An 18,294-nucleotide genomic window follows, 5' to 3' on the forward strand; every position below is an offset into this window, starting at 1 on the left:
GCGTCGACAGCCGCGGCTACGACCGCGGATGCGGCATCTGTCGAGGGAGAACCGTGACGAGCATCGATGCCGGATCGGTTTCCGCCGGGCCCGCGCCTCAGGTCCGCCTGGCGGCCGGGACCCTGCGTGGTAGCCGGGAGGGGGGCCTGGCGGTCTTCCGCGGTGTCCCCTACGCCGCGCCGCCGGTCGGCGAGCTCCGCTTCGCCGCGCCGCGGCCGCCACAGACCTGGGACGGCGTACGGCCGGCCGTGTCGTAYGGACCGCCACCCCCGCAGGCCGACGCGTTCGGCCAGGATTCGACCGCCGCGGGCACGGCGGACGACGACTGGTTGACCGTCAACGTCTGGTCGCCCGAGCCTGAGCCCGGCGCGCGGCTTCCGGTGATGGTGTGGATCTACGGCGGGGGCTACGTCTTCGGTAAGTCCAGCTCGCCCGAGTACGAGGGCGGCCACCTCGCCCGGGACGGCCGGGTCGTCGTCGTGACGTTCAACTACCGCCTCGGCGCGGAGGGTTTCGCCGAGATCGTCGATGCACCCGCCAACCGTGGGCTGCTCGACCAGGTCGCCCTCCTGGAATGGGTACGCGACAACATCGCCGCCTTCGGCGGTGACCCCGACGAGGTCACGGTCTTCGGCGAGTCGGCGGGCGGCGGATCTGTCGCGGCCCTGCTGGCCATGCCCCGCGCGGCCGGGCTCTTCCGCAGGGCTATCGCCCAGAGCGTGCCGGGCACGTTCTTCTCCCGGCGGCTCGCCGCCGACATCGCCGCCGCCTGTGCCGACGAGGTGGGGATGCGTCCTACCGTCGCGGACCTCGCGAGCGTGGAGCCGGCGCTGCTGGCCGCCGCCGGTGACCTGGTCGCCGCCGGGATCGTCGAGCGGGCCGGGCGCTGGGGCCAGGCCGCGCATCGGTCGATCCTGTTCGCCCCCGTCGTCGACGGCGAGGTCCTGCCGACCACGCCGTGGCAGGCCTTGGCCGGTGGCGCCGGTCGGGGCGTCGGTCTGCTCGCCGGGCACACCCGCGACGAACAGCGGTTGTTCACCGCCATCACCGGCCTGCTCGGCCAGGTGACGCTCGAACAGGCGACGGAGGCGCTACAGGTCTTCGCGCCCGGTGACGACGGTGCCAGCCGCTACCACGCCGCCTATCCGCAGGCGAGCCCCGACCAGCTGTACGAACTGGTCCATTCGGACTGGCTGTTCCGGATGCCCTCCCTGCACCTCGCCGAGGCGCAGGTCGCGGGCGGCGGCCACGCGCACGTCTACGAGCTGGCCTGGGCCGCCCCCGGCATGGGCGGCGCCTTCGGCGCCTGCCACGGCCTCGACGTGCCACTCGTCTTCGGCAACCTCACCAGCGGCCAGCCCGCCATGCTGATCGGCGAAGGTCCCAGCCCCGAGGCGGTGGCGTTGTCCGCCGAGATGCGGACCGCCTGGACGAGGTTCGCCATTCATGGCGACCCGGGCTGGCCCGCCTATGACCCCGACCGGCGCCTCACCCACGTCTTCGACAGCACCTCGGCCGTCACGAGCTACCCGGAGGAGCGATCCCGGTTGATCTGGCAGAAGCACTCCTTCCTGCCCCTCCCACTGCTCGGCACCTAGTTTCAGGCCGAAGGAGTAAAAGCGATGAGACGGTAGCCGAAGGCGGCCTAAAACAGAAGGAGACTGGGTATCACGCGGGTATGACAACAGTCGACCCGGTACCAGACGCACGGCCACCCGAGACAGACCCGGCGCCGCCCGCCGTCCCGCAGCATGTCGTGCGCCCGACCCGTCTGAGCCGGGCCTGGTCGGCAATGATCTTCTCCGCGGTCATCCTCGTGATCCTCTTGATCTTCATCTTGCAGAACGGCCAGCGGGTCAAGGTCTCGTTCCTGGGCGCCCACGGCCATCTGCCGCTGGCGGTCGCGATGCTGTTCGCCGCGATCGCGGGTGCCCTGCTGGTCGCGATTCCCGGGACCGGCCGCATGATCCAGCTGCGCCGGGTGGCGCGTCGCCACCGCATCGCCGACGCCCAGCCGCCGCAGGTCCCGGTACCGCCGCAGGTCCAGACAGCGCCGCAGGTCCAGACAGCGCCGCAGGTCCAGACAGCGCCAGCACCGGTGCCCGCACCACCGGCAGCACCGGCGCCGCCCGCCACGCGGGTGCGGACGCGGTGGCTCCGAGGCAAGGTGGACCAGGACGCGCCGCGGGTGTGACCGCGACATCGGCGGATCCTTCCGCCGGATACCGCGCCTGGCTGGCGTGCCGGACTCGGCCCGCCGGCGGGGGCTCGGGGGGGAAATGCGGTCATGTCCCGTACCTATGTGGTCACCGGCGCTGCCTCCGGCATCGGCCGGGCCACGGCCGAGCTTCTCCTCGACCAGGGTGCGACCGTGATCGGGGTCGATCTGAAGGACACCGAGGTCACGGTCGACCTGGCGGCCAGGGCGGGGCGGGAGGAGCTGGTCGACCGGGTTCGCGAGCTCACCGGTGGCCGGCTGGACGCGGTAGTCGCCTGCGCCGGTGTCTCCCGGCGCGACCCGCGGACGGTGYGCGTCAACTTCTTCGGCGCCGTCGCCACCTTGACCGGGCTGCGTCCGCTGCTGGCCGCTGGCACGAACCCGGCCGCGGTCGTCGTCGACTCGGTGGCCTGCCTACATCCGGCCGACCCGGCGATCGTGGCCGGCTGCCTGGCCGCGGACGAGCCGGCCGCCGTCACCGCCGCACAGGCCGCCGTCGACCGTGGCGCGGGACAGCTGCTCTACCTGGCCTGGCTGGCCGGCCCGCACAACAGCCATGTCACCGGACAGGTGATCTTCGTCGATGGTGGCGCGGACGCGGTTCTGCGCGGCGACAGCGTGTGGTGAGCGGGCAAGGGTAGCGGCCACGGCCCGAGCGGAGACGCGGGGCGTGGTCAGGAAGGCACGGGGGCGTGGCCGGTCAGGCGGGGGTCAGCCGTACGGGGAGCGCGGAGACGCCGCGGACGGAGAGATGCGGCCGGTAGGGCAGCTGTTCCGCGGCGATCTCGATCCGTTCGACCCGGTCGAGCAGCGCCGTCAGCATGATCTCCGCCTCCAGGCGGGCGAGCGGCGCCCCGAGGCAGTAGTGGATGCCCAGACCGAAACCGAGATGGCGCGCGGCCGGTCCGGCGTAGCGGGTGATGTCGAACCGGTCAGGGTCCGGGAACACCTCGGGGTCGCGCTGGGCGCCGGCCAACAAGGCGATCACGCCGTCTCCGGCGCGAAGCGGCTGCCCGCCGAGGTCCATGTCGGCCAGCACCGTGCGCCCCACATACTGGATCTGCGGGTCGAAACGCAGCGTCTCCTCGATCGCCGGCGACACAAGCGCGCGATCGGCCCGCAGAGCCGCGTACTGCGCCGGATCCCGGGCGAGCGCGATCACGGCGTTGGCGACGAGGTTGACGGTCGTCTCGTAGCCGGCGACGAGCAGCAGCACGCACAGGTCGAGCAGCTCGCGGACCGACAGCCGGTCACCCTGCTCCTGGACGGCAATGAGGTCGCTGAGCAGGTCGTCGGCGGGCGCCGCCCGACGCCTCGCGATCAGGTCACTGGATTCGATCGTCATTTCGCGGTCCTTCGGACAGCGCCCGGACAATGATCAGGGACGGAGAAACCACCCGTCGACCGGGTCGGCGAGAATTCCAGCCGGAACGTTACCTCCCGATTAGGGAGGACGACAGCAGGGCGGAAGGAACAATGGACTCGATTCAAATTTCGTATCGGGCGATCGAGATGCCGAGAAATCCCGCGGGCGGGCCGTGGGTGAGGACGTCGTGGATCGCGGCCCCCACCACCTCGGCATTCACCGCCTCGGCGATCGCCGCGTCACGCKGGCGGGGGCGTGCTCGGCGGCTGCTGGCCGAGGACCAGTCCGGCGCCGATCCGCCGCAGCACGGCGACGTTGACKGGGGTGAAACTGTGGGCCTCCACCGCGAGCAGGGCGCCGCTGGGCGTGAGCCAGGTGAGCAGACCGCCGTAGCGGTAGCTCGTGTCCCGGAGGTGAAGATTGGTCACGGCGCTGAGGTCGTTCTGGGCGAAGGCGGCGGGCTGGTCACCCACCGTCGTCTCCGACACCTCGGTGTCGCCCACGACCTCCGGCAGCTGTTTCAGTTGACTGCGCAGCTGTCGGGCCGTCGCGACCGACGGGTCCGACGGCTGCCAGATCACGGTCACCCAGACGGCGGACGGCTCGTCCGCCACGGGCGCGACCGCCGTGGACGGCGCGACGAACTCGCTGGTGAACGCGGCGATGTTCTGGTCGTAGGAATCTTGGCTGAAAAGGTGAGCGGCGATGCTGATGGGCGGGGCTCCCGGTAGCGCCCCCACGGCCCCGTGAAGAACCGACTGGGACTCTATGTCCAGCTGGTGAGCCATCGGGACGGGCAGCCAGGTGATGGTCATCCCGCCGTAGGTGTACGGGGCGGCCGGCGACGAGGCCGCGGGAGGCATGTGGTCGTTCCCACCACCGCGGTGGCTCACGGGGACGCCGATGCCCACCACGATCGCCAGGACGAGCGCGGCGACCCCGGCGACGCGAGCGCGTGACCGGCGACGGCGAGCCCGGGCGCGCACCAGGTCGAGGAAGACGCTGTCGACGCCCCGGCGGGGCATCTCGGCCCGCAGCGCGCGCAGCTGCGCCGCCAGGTCCTGGGTCGGGCCGTCCACGACGTCACCCTCCACGACGTACCGCGGCTGCCGCGTGCCGGCCGCGGCCTGGTCCCGCGGGGTGAAGTTGCCTCGGCGGCTCGCTCCGGGCGGGTCGGTACGCCCGTTTCCTGCTGTGCTCACAGCTTCTTCCCCCTCACCGGGTGGGTCGCGGCGGAGGCGAGGCGAACGCCCTCGATGACGACGGAGCGCGGCCCCCCTGCCCCATCTCGTTGGTCAGGATGTCGGGGTCTCCCGCGCCACGGCGGCGTGTCCTGGGGGCGCGGACGGCGCCGAGCGCGGCCAGGTGCTCGCTGCCGCGCAGCCGGGCGAGGCCCCGCGAGGCCTGGCTGCGCACGGAGCCGACGGAGCAGCCGAGTGCGGCGGCGACCTCGGATTCGGGCAGGTCGTCGAAGTAACGCAGGACCACCACGGCCCGCTGCCGGGGCGGAAGCGATCGCAGGGCACGGACCAGGCCCTCGCGCTGGGACAGCCGGTCGGCATGGTCGACGCCCACCTCGACGACGTCGACGGTCCACTCGCCGTCGACGATCAACGGCACCTCGGCGACCCGGGCCCGCAGCCGCCGCCACCGGCTCGTCGCGCCGTTGACCAGCGCCCGGCGGACGTACGCCTCCGGCTGGCCGTCCGCGATCCGCGACCAGTGCCGGTAGGTGCGTTCGAACGCTCCCTGGAGCAGGTCCTCGCCGGCCGCCCAGTCCCCGCCGACGAGCAGGACCGCGCTCAGCAGCAGCCGGTCGGCGGCCCCGGCCACGAATCCTTCAAAGGCCAGCTCCTCATCGGCACGCACCCTCGCCTCCTCCGTGTCGGGCTCGTCCAAGTCGAAACGCGCCCGACCCGGACCACGATGAGTGCCCGGCCGCGGCCGGCGGCGGAGAGGCGGCCGCGGAGCCGTCGAGGTCTGGGTTCAGCTGGGCGGTCAGGCCCCGTTGACGGTGAAGAAGGGCAGGTCGAGCGGGGTGACGAGGCCGGGTGGAGCGGCGCAGACGGTGGGGATGGCGTTGAGGATGCGCATCGCGGAGCCGATGAGGCCAGCCTCGGCGTGGTCGCCGCCGCCGTCGAGGCGGGGCTCGAGCTCGAGCGTGAACGACGGGTGGCCGGTGACCTCGACGCGGTAGCCGGAGCGGCCGCCGGCCAGGATCGGCCAGTCCGGGCCGATGTCGTCGCGCAGCCGGTTGACGTGGGCGGCGACGATCGCGGGCCGGCCGCCGACGACGCCCGTCACGTCGAAGCGGACGGCCGCGGTGCTGCCCTGCTCGATGCGGCCCATCGCCGTATGGAACGTCTCCGGGGCGGGAAGCCGCTCGTGCTCCTCGCGGATCTCGTCGAGCGTCCAGCCCAGCGCGTCGGCCAGGAGCCGGACGATACCGCCCCAGCCGAAGGTCACCGCTCCGGGCTCGAACAGCGCGGCCGGGTGGTCGAGCGGCAGGCCGAAACCGAAGACCTCGCCGGTGAAGGCCGGGTCGGCGTACTCGCCGTAGTTCATCAGCTCACTGACCCGTATCGAGTCGACGCGTTCGCACATCTGTGCCACCAGCAGCGGGACCACGTCTCCGGACCAGCCCGGGTCGATGCCGGAGGTGAGCAGCGTGGTCCCGCCCTTCTCACACGCTTCCGTGAGCCGTCCGCGGGTCGCGTCGTCGAGGAACGCCGGATTGACCAGGAAGACGAGCGCGGTGTTCACGACGTTCTTGCCGGCGGCGAGGATCATGCACAGTTCGTCGAGGGTGTCGTCGATCCGGGACTCGCCCTGGACCGTGTAGGACACGCAGTCGGCATCGAGGGCCAGCAGCGCGTCGATGTCGTCGGTGGCGACCACGCCGGTGGGCTCGCTCAACCCGCACAGTTCGGCCGCGTCCCGTCCGATCTTGGCCGGCGAGTGGGCGTGCACGCCGACCAGCTCGAGATCCGGCCGCCGGATGATCCCCCGTAAGGCGTGCCGGCCAACGTTCCCGGTCCCCCACTGGATCACGCGTAGCGAGCTCATCAACTACCTCCGGTCACGACCTCAGCCACCGAAACGTCGGCGAACGGTAGCCATGATCGGTGCTGCGCGGGATACCCGCCAAGGGTCTCTCTCACCCGAGCCGAGCGGCGCGGCACGAGAGTGAGCGGATAACCACGGAGGGTGGGAATGTTGGTTGGCCGCCACGGAGGGTAGGGCAAGGTCGTCAGATCTTGAAGGGCCAGCGGCGGGGTCACCCGCCTCAACCCCGCGCCGGCCCCACCGCTGGGGGCACGCCAGGAAGGGAGACCGATGAGTACCACGATCAAGGACCGGCTCGCGCACGTCACCGACGCCGTCCCGGTGAGCGCGATTCCCGACGCGGCCCGCTCCGCCGCCGACCACGTGGACCGGGCCGGGCACGCCGTCGCCGACGCCACCGTCAGGGCCAGCCACGGCGTCGCTGACGCGACGGTCAAGGCCAGCCACAGCGTCGCTGACGCCACGGTCAAGGCCGGTCAGGGGGCGGCCCGGGCGGGGCAGACCGCCGCGACCGCCACCCGGGACGCCGGCAGCGCGCTGGCCGGCAAGGTGGCGGACACGTCGAGCGCCGGCGCCGACGCGGTCAGCCGGAAGGCCGGCAAGGCGGCGAAGGTTCCGGCCCGGACGGCGGCCAAGGCGACGGCCGTCTCGGGTCGCGCCGGCCGGCGGCTCGAGAAGGCGCGCGGCGCGGCGGAGCTCTCGGCCGAGCACGCCCGCGCGGCCACCGAGCTGCGGATCGAGAAGGCCCGGTCCGGCCGGGCCATCCGGTCCGAGCGCAAGGCCAGGGTGCGGGCCGACAAGGCCCAGCTGGTGCTGGAGAACAAGCTCGCGAAGGCCGAGCGGAAGCTGAGCCGGGTGCACCGGCGACGCCGCCGCGGCCTGGGCATGATGCTGCTGGTGGGCGGCGGAGCGGCGGCCACCGTCGCGGCCCGCAGGTACCTTGCCGGCTCCGGCCAGCAGGACGAGCCGAGCGCGCCGGCGAGCACCGTTCACGACGAGAGCCTGACCTCCTCGACGCCGCCGGTGACCGCGAGCACCGGGACACCGGCCGGTGCCGAGACCGGGGCAGGGGCCGGGACGCCCGATCGTCTGTCGGCCACGCCGTCGACCTCGATTCCGTCCACGTTCGACCCCAGCTTCCCGGCGTCGATCAACGAGGAGATCGCCTCGGACGCCACCGCCGGCGGGCTGGAGGAAATGCCCGGCGTCGACTCCTCGCCGCGCCGCTTCTGACCAGGACGCGATGCCCCTGAAGAGGTGAGACCCGCCGCCCACGGCGGCTCCGCACGCCCGACCGGCCGGGTGCGTCCGCACCCGGCCGGTCGTCTCATGTCCGGTCCCGCGTCCGGTCCGCGTCCGGTTCCGCCCAGGTCGTCCGGGTTCGGCCTCCCCCGACGGTCTCGCCAGACCGCGCCGCGGTCTCGGCCAGACCCCGCCCCCGGCCGCCGCTCCGGTTACTCGGCATCCGGGGCGGTGGTCCCGCCCGTGCCTGCGGATCCGAGGATCGGATTGGTTTCCATACCGCTTTCAAGCACCCTGAGGCCTTCGGAGATCGCGCTCGCCAGATCGCCACCGTTGAGGAACCAGTTCGTCTGGGCCGCCTGGATGACTCCACCCACGGCCCCGGCGAGCATCGTGGGCAACAGGGCGTCGGCGGGCAATCCCAAGCGAGAACGGAGGAAGTCGGCGGTCACCCTGTGCGTGTTGAGCTGAATGCCGCCAAGCACGCCGCGCAGTAGCGTGGGAGTAACCGCGATGACCGCTATCCAACGCCGAAGCCGTTCCGCATCCTCCGCGGCGAACTCCTCCTTGAGCGCGAGACGCAGGGAACGCATCGGCGGTTCGGTGGTGGAACAGGCCGCGAGTCTTGCTCGGAGGGCTTTGCTCCGCCGCTCGATCCTCACCTGCAGGACGTCTTCCTTCGAGGGGAAGTAGCGGTAGAAGGTCCGGACGGAGATCTGCGCCTCCGCGGCGATCTCCTCGACCGTGGTCTCGATGAACCCACGCTGCTCGAAGAGCCTGAGCGCGACGCCCTCCAGCTCGGAGATCATCATCTCGGAGCGCTGCTCACTCAGTCGCAGCGCAAGCGATTTGGACGCCACCGCCGGCCTCCCGCCTGGTGCGAGGCGCTGAACCCGGACGCGCCGGGCGCGTCCGGGTTCAGCGCGTGAGAATTCCTACTTTCCGATCTGCGAGCGTATCGCGGCGTTCTCGAGCTCCGCCGCGTCAGCGGGGCGCAGGAAACCGTGGATGACGCCGTCCGCCACCGACCGGCTCCATTGCGCGACGAACTGGCCGTGGTTCTTGTAAAGACCGGCGAGTTTGTCCGCGCTGAACGGCACGGTGGTGCCGAAGAGGCCGCACAGGACGGGCGTGTTCCCCACGCCACCGAGGGCCGCGATGGGGGCGTCGACCTGGGGGGACCGCACGCCGCCGAGGGTGTTGCCGTTCGCGTCCTTGGCGAACACCACCGGTGACGCGCTTGTGGTCTGTAGCAGCTGCCCGCGAGGGGGGTTCACGCGGTTCACGACCCACTGGTTCAACCAGTACACCGCCGCGTCGAGCACCCAGTGCGCGCCACCGGTGTTGACCGGGAGCGTGCACGTGCCAGCCGAGGTGACGGTCGGCGGGTTCTGCATGGCGGCCAGGCTCGCGATCGCGCCCTGCYCGTCGCCGGTGTCCGTCGGCCCGATCTGCAACCCGTAGTCGTCGAAGTGGGCCGTCCCCGCCACCTCCCACGCGCGGAATCGTCCTGTGTCCGGCTGGCGGGCGGTGAGGTTGCTGAAGACGACGTCCGTCTCGGTCTGGAAGACGAAGACGGGGACGTTGAGATCGTCACGGATCAGGACCGGGGAGGGCGATGGCACGACGGGGGTCAGCGCGGGCGGTGCCACCTGCGAGAGGGCCGCGCCGCTGGCAGCGCGACTGTGTACGAGGAACCCGTCATAGACGCGCGCGAGCGGGTGTACCCCGTCGATGTACGTGACAAGGCGAGCCGCCGACTGCGACTCTCCGGCCGCGATCAGCTTGCGCGGCTTCAGGCCGCCCAGCAGCTGCGCGGAGTTGCCGCGCAGGGCCTGTCCGGCCTGCGAGTAGATGTCGTACGAGTAGCTGTCACCGGGGTGGGACAGCGGCGCGTACCGCACCGGGTTTCCCGGGAGCGTCCCCGGGTTGTTGCCCTTCGCCGTCTGGACGCCGGTCCACTGCGCCGAGACCCCGACCCAGGCAAAGCCTTCCCGTACGAGCTCGTTGTGGGTCAACGTCCAGTCCGGCCCGGCGTCGGCCCCGCCGCTCACGTTGAGCCATTCGACGATGACCGTTCCGTTGAACTTCTTCGGGTCGACGGGGCGCCGGACCACCGCACGGGTCGTGTAGGGCGCGGTTCCGTTCGGTGTCACGGCCCACTTGCCGTCACTCGTCAACGGGGTGGCGGAGGTGTAGCCGCTCGCGGTGCCCGACAGGAAGAACTCCGACTCCCGGTAGCCGACCTGGGCCAGGTCGAAGCTGGTGGAGAACATGAACTCCGCCGGAGTGCCCCCCGCCACCGGCCCGGTCACGGTCGGGGCCGGGGTCGGGGCTGGCTCGGCGGCCGCCGCCGTTCCCGCGCCCAGGAGCACGGCCGGTAACGCGGCGAGCGTCACCGCTAACGACGTTAATAACCCAGAAAAGACGGCATGGCGACGTTTCCTCATCCGATTTCTCCCACCAGTCATCGCCCATCACTGCATTTCCGAGAGAAGCGACGACCAGTGCGGAATGGCCAGCGCTGCCGTTGCCACTCGCGGACGAAACGTGGATGAAACGGAACCGTAAGGTGTCGCCCATCCAATGTCAATGACTGACAGCGATGGCACATCGTGCCATGGCCGGCAGGACACGCCCTCGACGCGTCCTGGACGCGCCTGGGACCCACCCAGGACACGGAACGCGATCAAACGCGATCAGAGGAGTCCGACCCACGGCGCCACCGGGTAGGCCGATCCGGCTTTCGCCGGATCGGCCCGCCGTTGTGCCTGCTCAGGAGTGGTCGGCGGCAGGGGCCGGAGTAAGCAGCTCGTCGAGCTCGGCGAGGGCTTCGCGCAGTCGGTCGGCGAAGGCGTGCATTCCGGCGGCCACCGGGCGGGGGGTGCTCAGGTAGATGTTCAGCCGGTCCGGCAGCAGCACGTAGGCGATGCCGATGCACTTCCCGCTGGTCGACCCGAAGCCGAAGTACTCGATGTTCACCGACGGGGCGGAGCTGGTGCTCAGGTAGTCGTCCCGCATCACCAGCCAGCCCGGCGACTCGTAGAGCGGCGGCGCCGTGGGCGCACCGAGCTCGGCGCCGCGGCGACGCTGGATGAAGGCCAGCTCCCAGAGGTGCTGTTCGGGAGCGTCGCCGCGCTGGCACTCGCCGGCCCGGCGCACATGGGCGTCGGCCGCCGCGCGCAGCGCCGCCCGGCGAGTGGCCGGATCCGCCGCCGGATCGTTCATCGTCGCGACGAAGGTCAACACCTCCGGCGTGACGACTCGCATCGCCTCGGTGCGTCCGTACCGCCACTGCCGGGTGGCGATCGACTCGTACGTCGCGCCGATCTGGCCCTTCGCCCGGTGGTGCRCGAGCTGGTAGGCCAGCTGCACCAGCGCGTCCGGCGAGATCCGCAGCGCCTTGGACCGGTCGGCGCCGTGCTCCGGGAACGACAGCGCCAGCGCCACGGTGTCCGCACCGAACTGGGCGAACGACTCCGACGCCGCCTGGATGTCCGCCCGCAGCGCCGCGTCGAGGACGAAGGAGACGGGCCGGACCGACGGGTGGCCGTGTTCCCGCGCACCCGAGCGGGCCGAGAGCTCGGCGGGCGGCGCCGAGAGCAGCGCGTCGACGAAGCTCAGGATGGTGGTGCCGTCCAGCCCGCAGTGCTCGACGTTGATCCCGGCACGCCCGTTCGGGAAGACGACGAACGAGACCGCCTTGTCGTACCACCGGTTCGCGGCGCTGCCGTGCAGCAGCTGGTCACAGGTGGCCAGGGTGTCCGGCGGGACGACGTGATCCAGGCAGACGCAGAACAGCGCCCGCTCGACCTCCTCCAGGGCGGCCACGTTCGCCGGATCGTGGGCGAGCAGTGCCGCCCGGCTCTGCGCCCACGCCGCGCGGGCCTTGGTGGTGAGGTGCCCGACCGCGGTGTCGTCCGGCGCCGGCGCGGGACCCGCGGCGGCCACCACGGCCGTGAGCCCGGCGGCGAGCTCCGGGAGGGTGTGCGGGGTGCCGTCCGGGCCGAGCACGTCCAGCCGGAACAGCTGGCCGTGCCGGAACACCACGACGTGGCGGGCGTCCGACGGACCCGGCCACGCGGCGCTGTAGGGCACCCGGACGGTGTCCTGGTCGCGGCCGGGGATGCGGGTGGTGGAGAACAGGAACCGGTTCTGCACCATCGACTGCGGCTGGCCCCGCCGCAGCAGCGGTGGGATGCGCTCCGCGTCCAGCCGGATCTTGTAGTCGAGCGCGGCGGCGATCAGGCCCGCGGCCCGCTCGACCTGCGGGTCGCCGGCCGGGAGGTCGCCGACTGGAGAGTCGCCGGCCGGCGTCGCGGCGTCCCGGAACAGGAAGAAGAAGTTGGCGTTCAGCGCGATCCGGTCCCGCCGGCCCAGATAGCGGGCGGGCCAGAACTCGTCGAGCCAGCTGTGCACGCCGTCGCTCGCGTCGAACCGGGCGAGCTCGGCGTGCAGCGGCCGCCCCGGTCCGTCCGGCGCGAGGAAGTCGCCCACGGCCGCCTCGGTCGCGGCCAGCTGCTCCGCGGTGAGCAGCGGGGCACACCATTCCAGGAACCGTGCGCAGCTGTCCGCCAGGTCCGGTAGCGGGACTCGAGGCAGGCTGTCCTCGCTGTCGAAGGTGCCCACGGCGGGCTCCGTGCCCGCCCCGGGCCCCGTCTCGGCCGTGGGTGTGGCGGCGGTCGTGGCGGCGGTCTCGCGGCCGGTCTGGACGGTCATCCTGGTCGTCTTCCTCGTCGTGGTCGTGGATGGTGAGCCGATCATGACGCCAGTCGCGTCATCCCGGCGGTTGCCAGGCCGCCGCCCGTTCCGTGCTCACCACGATCGGATACCCGGCGAGAACTCGGGCGGACGGGAGATGAACAGCTGGGCGTACAGCGATCCCTCGGCCTCCAGCCCGCGCGGATCCACCCCGACCCCGCCGAGCGTCGTCAGCACCTGGTCCCGTTCCTGTGGCGAGGCGAACCGGCGCTGTTCGAACAGCCGGTCCACCGCCTCCGTCCGGTATCCGAACCCGGCGAGGGTCTCGGCAATCGGGTCGAAGGGAAACATGCGCAGCGTGAAGTGCGCCATCCAGGGCAGAGCCGGCCCGCCGCGTCCCGCCGTCTCGTCGGGCCCGGGAGCCGGGTCCGGGCTGGCGGCCGCCGTCACGATCTGGGTGAGGGTCCGATCGGTGACGTAGCCGAGGCAGCCGGTGGAGATGACCAGATCCACCCCGGCGAGGCGGGCCCGTTCCGATTCCGTGAGTTCGCGGGACTCCAGGTCCGCGTGCAGCGCGTCATCGAGGAACCCGGCGTCGAGGGCGTAGGCCACCGCGGGACCGGAGACGTCGAGGCCAATCACCTCGATATCGGTGGCGCCCCCGCGGGCCGTTGCCAGCGCCCGGTCGCCGGCCACCAGCGCCGCCCGGCTTCGCGGGTGGGCGTAACGCTCGTACAGATCGTCCATCGCGACGTCGAGCTTCAGCAGCGCCGCGTTGATCCCGTAGGAGCATCCGACGTCAAGCACTCTCAGCCGCCGGTCCGGGCGGCTTTCCTGGCACTCGTCGATGACTTTGGCGAAGTACGGCTTGGCCAGCTGAGGTAACCGGTAGTCGAGTGCGCGCAGCGTGCGGAAGTAGGCACGCGGGTCGGGCTGGTTGTAGACGTGCTCGAGTGAAACCTTTCCGGTCGCGTCGAAGTCCATGGTCGGTGCTCCTCTCGATACGCCCAGCGGCTGGGCGATCAGGGCGGGCATCGGTCCGGAATGCTCGGTCAGGAATGGGTTGGCGGGAATGAGCGGGCCGGAACGGGCGGGCTGCAATGGGCGGTGGAGTGCCCGTCGAAGGACGGAGGGCGGCGAACGGCGGCATCGACGCGGGGGCGCCCGCGCCGGCGGACCCCGGTGGTGCGACGCGGGCGGCGGTCAGTCGAGCAGCGCGTCCACCCGGACGGGCCGGTCGGCCGCCTTCTGGTGTTCCGGCAGCACCCGGCCGAACAGCTGCCTGGTCCGGGACAGGCTGCCGACCACGCCCGGCCGCGCGCTGTAGGCGAAGATCGCGCTGTGCCGTTGGGCCAGGCCGGTCACCCGGCTCACCCGATGCAGCGAGTAGCGACCGAGGAAGAGCTGGAGATCTCCGGGCCGCAGGCGCAACCGCCGGATGAACCTGTCGCCTCGGCCGGCCAGCACGGCCGCCACGTCCTCGACGTTCTCCTCGGCCGCGGACCGGATCCCCGGGCAGTACTCGAACTCGCCACCCTCGGATTCCTGGGTCAGCAGACTCACCGCGAACTCGTTGGTGTCGAAATGCCAGGGATGCTCCCGCCCGGGAGCGACGATGTTGACGCACAGGCCCGCCAGCGGGTCCGCCAGTTCGTACACGGCGGGCAGCTCGAAACAGGCCGCGACGAATGCCTGGAAAGCGACGCTGGTGTAGAGCCGCTGGACGGCGTGGTCGGGTGGGATGCGGTCCCGGGCCACGAACGCGTTGCCCCGCGGCATGCTGACCCGCCCGGGATGGTCTGGCGGCAGCGGCGTCTCCGGCGCGATGTTGTACGCGTTCACCGTCTCGTCGCCGTAGTAGGCGAGCGGCGCCAGCGCCGCGCACTGGGTGCGCAGCCGTTCCAGCGCCTCCGGCCTGACGAATCCCGGAAGCACACAGCATCCGGACTCGGCCAGCTCCCGCCGGACACCCAGGACGAGCCCATTCCAGGCCGCGCTCCCCGGTGGCGCGAACAGCGGGTAGGACCCGGTGTTCACGACGGCCTCGACCGCCGTCGCCGTCGCGCGGTCGTCAATGACGGTCTCGGGCCGGGTCAAGGGAATCCCTCCATCTACCGTCCACACCACGCGCCGTCCGGGAAACCCGGCGCCTCGAAGGAACCCAGCACAGTTTTCCGGCCGGTATCCGCCGAACGTCCGGCAATGTGACAGGTAACACGACCGTCATCTCTCGGCCTCATGCCGGACCCGATCCCGCCCGCGGCGGCAAATGCGCAGGTAGAACGGGTCGCCAAGCGCGGATTCGTCGCGCGAGCGCGAGAGATGGTCCGCCCCAGCGGCCGAAGCATGATCGAAAGACGGCCCGGAGTCCTGGTCGGCGGCGATGACGAGCCGAACCCGGTCGCCGACCGTCCACGCGCCCACGACCATCCATGATCACCACAAGCGTATCGCCACGGTCGCGATGTGGCCGAATCCACGACCACGGCAACACGGAGGCAGCGATCTATCAGTCGCGCGCTTGCGGCAGGTTGGTACCAGCAGCTGCATGAAAATGGTAGCGATGACTGTGGCAGACTGGTACTCACACCCGTGTGGTGCCGGTAGCGTGGTCTCCGGCCGGTGGATCCGAGGTGGTTGTGGCCAGTTCATACCTCCCCCGGCTGGTGGACGCCCGGATCGGCGAGATGCTCTCGGAGCTGCCGGCGGTGCTGATCGTCGGGCCACGGGCGACAGGCAAGACCACCACGGCGGCACGGCATGCGCGGACCATGATCCGCCTGGACGAACCCGCCGAGGCGGTCGCCTTCCAGGCTGATCCCGACGCGGCGCTGCGCCAGTTTCCCGAACCTGTGCTGCTCGACGAGTGGCAGGCCGTTCCGGGTGTGCTGGGCGCAATCAAACGGACGGTGGATGTCAGCCCCAGGCCAGGACGATTCCTGGTCGCAGGTTCCGTGCGTGCCGACCTGCAGGCCGAGAACTGGCCCGGCACCGGCCGCCTAGTCCGGGTCGCGATGACCGGCCTGTCCATGCGCGAGATCGACGGACGGATCGACGGGCCCACATTCATCGACCGGATCGCCGACACCGGCCCGGACACGCTGCCCACCCCGGCCGACCCGCCCGACCTGCCCGGCTATCTCGAGCTGGCGCTGCGAAGCGGCTTCCCTGAACCCGCCCTGCGCCTCTCACCCGCCCGCCGCGAGGAATGGCTGGAAAGCTACCTCGACCAGCTCCTCACCCGTGACGTCGAACTCCTCGGTGAGTCCCGCGATCCTGACCGCCTACGCCGCTTCTTCGAGGTCCTGGCATTGAACTCCGCCGGCATCGTCGCCAGCAAGACCATGTTCGAAGCAGCCAGGATCAACTCCAAGACCGCCGATGCCTATGAAGGCCTGTTCAAGAACCTGCTCGTCGTCGACAGCCTGCCCTCCTGGTGGACCAACCGCCTCAAGCGACTGGTCCAGGTCCCCAAGCGTTATCTCACCGACCCCGGACTCATCGGCGCCGCGCTGCGCGTCGATGTCCGTGCCGTCCTGCGCGACGGCGACCTTCTCGGCCGCATCCTCGACACCTTCGTTGTTGCCCAGCTGCGCACCGAGATCCCGGTCAGCGCCAGTCGCCCCCGCCTCTACCACCTGCGCCAGGAAGGTGGCCGCCACGAGATCGACATCCTCATCGAGCTCGGTGGCGGACGCGTCATCGGCCTTGAAGTCAAAGCCGACGCCGCACCCAACCGCGACGCCGGCCGCCATCTTGCCTGGCTCCGTGACGAACTCGACGACCGCTTCGTCGCCGGCCTCGTCCTTCACACCGGCAAACGCACCTACCCGCTCGGCGCCAACATCACCGCCGCTCCCATCGCCACACTGTGGAGCTGACCTCGAGCCGGTTCAAGATCACAGAATCCACGCCGAAAACGGATGTGAGTTTCTTACCCGGGATCAGGCCGGTCCGGCTCCACGGGCCAAGCCAAGCCGATCCGACCCGGCGCACCTGGCCGGCTCAGAGCAGGCGGAGGGACGCGGCGGGAAGCGCCTGGTCAGACTCGGGCAGAAACCGCCGGGTATCCGGTGACACCGGCGCGGCGAGATAGCCGGTGAAACCGTCGATCGTCATGCTGACGAACGGGCCGAACGGAACAACCCGCTCACCGGCCGCGATCGCCTGCTCGCGCCGCGCGGCGGAATGCACGCTGAGCTCCTGGACCTCGCGGATGCGCGTCGTGCGGACAGGTTCCTCGACATGTGCCAGCAGCCGGCGCATGTCGTGGAGGAACTCGTTCTGGGACCGCTGGATCTCCTCCGGCTGGCCGAGGGCGCCTCGTGACTCCTTGCTGCGCTGGAGCTGCTCGACGAAGGACACGTAGAAGTTGTCGGGTGACTCCGCCAGCTCCAGCACTGGCAGCAGGTGGGCCTCGAACCGTGCCCGCAGGTCGTCCGGGTCGATGCGGGCCAACAGAAGGGCGCGCCGCTGCACCAGCTGGGGCATCCGGTGAGCGAAGATCGCCTCGATCAGACGCCGTTTCGAGCCGAAGTAGTAGTGGACGGCCGAGTTGTTTCCCGATCCGGCCCGTGTGGTGATCTGCCGCAGGGACACCCCATCGATGCCGTGCTCGGCGAACAGTCGTTCGGCGGTCAGCAGCAGTTGCAGTGCCATCGCACCCGTCGGCGCGCCCTGCGGCTGGGTCACCGCCGGCCCGCTCGCCGGCGTAGGTACCGGTTCACGCTGTCTGCTCCGCGATCAGTGCCTGTAGGTAGGCCTCCGGGTCGGTAGCTCGGGCGACAAGCTCCTGCTGGAGTTCGGGCACCGTCAGGACGAGGAACCGTCCGTGCGTCACGGCGTCGGCCGCCAGCTCGCCAACGGTCTGCGCGGGCACCACGGGATGGTCGGGGGCGCGTGGCGAGGAGGTCACCTGGCCGTAGGCCGTCACCTGCTCCAGGATGTTGGTGATCACCCCGGACGGGCACACGCACGTGACCCCGATGCCGCGTGGGCCCAGGTACAGCGCGAGCGCCTCGGACAGCCCGACGATCGCGTGCTTGCTCGCGACATACGGGAGGCGGTCGAACCCGTACGCGAGCAGACCCGACGCGGACGACGTGTTGACCACATGCCCCCGGCCCTGCCCGATCAGCAGCGGCAGGAACACCCGGTTGCTGCGCGCGATGCTCATCAGGTTGATCTCGAGTACCCGCTGCCAGGCCTCGTCCGGCAGCGACTCGGGCGCGCCCATGGCGAGCACGCCGACGTTGTTCATCACCAGGTCGACCTGGCCGAACCGCTCGAGGCAGGCGTCGCGCAGCGCCGCCAGGTCCGCCTCCCGCGTCACGTCGACCCGTACCGCGAACGCTTCGCCGCCGCCGGCGGTGATCTCGGCCGCGACGGCGCGTGCCCGGTCCAGGTCGAGGTCGCTCACCATGACCCGGGCACCGCGACGGGCGAACGCGAGCGCGGTGGCTTGGCCAATACCGCTGCCCGCGCCGGTGATGACGGCCGCGGATCCCATCAGGCGTAGGGGGCGCGTCATGCGATCGCCGCGGCCTTCGCACGGCCGAGGTTCGCCGACCTGCCTTGGGCTCCGGCCTCGTGGGTGGCGGGGAACGCGCGCCCGTGCTTACAGCCGGCGCTCTCCCGCCGCCCCTCGCCGCCGAGGTGCGGATGCACGGTCGGAACCATGCGATCGATGCCCACGGAAGCC

The 18,294-nt window shown here is 71.2% G+C and carries 17 protein-coding genes; 5 read left to right on the forward strand and 12 right to left on the reverse strand.

The window, feature by feature from the left end:
* Positions 1-53 precede the first annotated feature (53 nt).
* From BCD49_RS24020 to BCD49_RS24030, 3 genes are all read left to right on the forward strand, one after another.
* A complete protein-coding gene (locus BCD49_RS24020) occupies positions 54-1,598 on the forward strand; it encodes a carboxylesterase/lipase family protein (protein ID WP_007506873.1) in 1,545 nt (514 codons plus the stop codon).
* A gap of 158 nt (positions 1,599-1,756) precedes the next feature.
* On the forward strand, positions 1,757-2,194 hold the full coding sequence (locus tag BCD49_RS41005; RefSeq protein ID WP_241832387.1) for a LapA family protein: 438 nt from the start codon (positions 1,757-1,759) through the stop codon (positions 2,192-2,194).
* A 93-nt stretch (positions 2,195-2,287) separates the two neighbouring features.
* Entirely contained in the window at positions 2,288-2,845 is a 558-nt protein-coding gene (locus BCD49_RS24030) for an SDR family NAD(P)-dependent oxidoreductase (RefSeq protein WP_071041936.1), read from the forward strand.
* Between the two features lie 73 nt (positions 2,846-2,918).
* Here BCD49_RS24030 and BCD49_RS24035 read toward each other — a convergent pair whose 3' ends face one another.
* The 4 genes from BCD49_RS24035 to BCD49_RS24050 all read right to left on the reverse strand — a co-directional run bounded on the left by BCD49_RS24035 (position 2,919) and on the right by BCD49_RS24050 (position 6,650).
* Positions 2,919-3,563, reverse strand: a complete 645-nt coding sequence (locus tag BCD49_RS24035) for a cytochrome P450 (protein ID WP_007506877.1) — start codon at positions 3,561-3,563, stop codon at positions 2,919-2,921.
* Positions 3,564-3,823: 260 nt separating this feature from the next.
* Positions 3,824-4,786, reverse strand: coding sequence for a hypothetical protein (locus BCD49_RS24040; protein WP_007506878.1), 963 nt, complete (start codon positions 4,784-4,786; stop codon positions 3,824-3,826).
* 13 nt (positions 4,787-4,799) lie between these two features.
* Complete coding sequence (locus BCD49_RS24045; protein WP_007506879.1) at positions 4,800-5,453, reverse strand: SigE family RNA polymerase sigma factor; 654 nt, start codon at positions 5,451-5,453, stop codon at positions 4,800-4,802.
* A 129-nt stretch (positions 5,454-5,582) separates the two neighbouring features.
* Complete coding sequence (locus BCD49_RS24050; protein ID WP_007506880.1) at positions 5,583-6,650, reverse strand: NAD(P)H-dependent amine dehydrogenase family protein; 1,068 nt, start codon at positions 6,648-6,650, stop codon at positions 5,583-5,585.
* 270 nt (positions 6,651-6,920) lie between these two features.
* On the opposite strand from BCD49_RS24050, the gene BCD49_RS24055 reads away from it, so the two are divergent.
* Positions 6,921-7,883, forward strand: coding sequence for a hypothetical protein (locus BCD49_RS24055; RefSeq protein WP_007506881.1), 963 nt, complete (start codon positions 6,921-6,923; stop codon positions 7,881-7,883).
* A gap of 221 nt (positions 7,884-8,104) precedes the next feature.
* Here the strand turns inward: BCD49_RS24055 and BCD49_RS24060 are convergent, their stop codons facing one another.
* The 6 genes from BCD49_RS24060 to BCD49_RS24085 form a co-directional block, all read right to left on the reverse strand.
* Positions 8,105-8,752, reverse strand: a complete 648-nt coding sequence (locus BCD49_RS24060; RefSeq protein ID WP_007506882.1) for a TetR family transcriptional regulator — start codon at positions 8,750-8,752, stop codon at positions 8,105-8,107.
* A 75-nt stretch (positions 8,753-8,827) separates the two neighbouring features.
* Positions 8,828-10,291: an alpha/beta hydrolase domain-containing protein gene (locus BCD49_RS24065; RefSeq protein WP_241832388.1), complete on the reverse strand. Its 1,464-nt coding sequence runs from the start codon at positions 10,289-10,291 to the stop codon at positions 8,828-8,830.
* Positions 10,292-10,667: 376 nt separating this feature from the next.
* Positions 10,668-12,611 carry a choline/carnitine O-acyltransferase gene (locus BCD49_RS24070; protein WP_083401666.1) on the reverse strand — a complete coding sequence of 648 codons (1,944 nt, stop codon included), beginning with the start codon at positions 12,609-12,611 and terminating at the stop codon, positions 10,668-10,670.
* A gap of 96 nt (positions 12,612-12,707) precedes the next feature.
* Complete coding sequence (locus tag BCD49_RS24075; protein ID WP_007506885.1) at positions 12,708-13,577, reverse strand: class I SAM-dependent methyltransferase; 870 nt, start codon at positions 13,575-13,577, stop codon at positions 12,708-12,710.
* A 219-nt stretch (positions 13,578-13,796) separates the two neighbouring features.
* Positions 13,797-14,690, reverse strand: a complete 894-nt coding sequence (locus BCD49_RS24080) for a HalD/BesD family halogenase (RefSeq protein ID WP_007506886.1) — start codon at positions 14,688-14,690, stop codon at positions 13,797-13,799.
* Positions 14,691-14,816: 126 nt separating this feature from the next.
* A complete protein-coding gene (locus tag BCD49_RS24085) occupies positions 14,817-15,023 on the reverse strand; it encodes a hypothetical protein (RefSeq protein WP_027141378.1) in 207 nt (68 codons plus the stop codon).
* A gap of 203 nt (positions 15,024-15,226) precedes the next feature.
* Here BCD49_RS24085 and BCD49_RS24090 point away from each other — a divergent pair, with 203 nt between their 5' ends.
* Positions 15,227-16,474, forward strand: a complete 1,248-nt coding sequence (locus BCD49_RS24090) for an ATP-binding protein (RefSeq protein WP_241832389.1) — start codon at positions 15,227-15,229, stop codon at positions 16,472-16,474.
* Positions 16,475-16,598: 124 nt separating this feature from the next.
* Here the strand turns inward: BCD49_RS24090 and BCD49_RS24095 are convergent, their stop codons facing one another.
* Together BCD49_RS24095 and BCD49_RS24100 are read right to left on the reverse strand one after the other, a co-directional pair.
* A complete protein-coding gene (locus BCD49_RS24095; RefSeq protein WP_007506889.1) occupies positions 16,599-17,285 on the reverse strand; it encodes a TetR/AcrR family transcriptional regulator in 687 nt (228 codons plus the stop codon).
* Between the two features lie 31 nt (positions 17,286-17,316).
* Positions 17,317-18,123 carry an SDR family oxidoreductase gene (locus tag BCD49_RS24100; RefSeq protein WP_007506890.1) on the reverse strand — a complete coding sequence of 269 codons (807 nt, stop codon included), beginning with the start codon at positions 18,121-18,123 and terminating at the stop codon, positions 17,317-17,319.
* Positions 18,124-18,294 lie beyond the last annotated feature (171 nt).

It is taken from the genome of Pseudofrankia sp. EUN1h (assembly GCF_001854645.1).
Taxonomy (GTDB): Bacteria; Actinomycetota; Actinomycetes; order Frankiales; family Frankiaceae; genus Pseudofrankia; species Pseudofrankia saprophytica.

What these genes read in the sequence shown, in the direction of transcription:
- BCD49_RS24035 (WP_007506877.1), bottom strand. Translation starts at nt 3,563, where the DNA reads ATGACGATCGAATCCAGTGACCTGATCGCGAGGCGTCGGGCGGCGCCC.
- BCD49_RS24050 (WP_007506880.1), bottom strand. Translation starts at nt 6,650, where the DNA reads ATGAGCTCGCTACGCGTGATCCAGTGGGGGACCGGGAACGTTGGCCGG.
- BCD49_RS24055 (WP_007506881.1), top strand. Translation starts at nt 6,921, where the DNA reads ATGAGTACCACGATCAAGGACCGGCTCGCGCACGTCACCGACGCCGTC.
- BCD49_RS24075 (WP_007506885.1), bottom strand. Translation starts at nt 13,577, where the DNA reads ATGGACTTCGACGCGACCGGAAAGGTTTCACTCGAGCACGTCTACAAC.
- BCD49_RS24085 (WP_027141378.1), bottom strand. Translation starts at nt 15,023, where the DNA reads ATGGTCGTGGGCGCGTGGACGGTCGGCGACCGGGTTCGGCTCGTCATC.
- BCD49_RS24100 (WP_007506890.1), bottom strand. Translation starts at nt 18,123, where the DNA reads ATGACGCGCCCCCTACGCCTGATGGGATCCGCGGCCGTCATCACCGGC.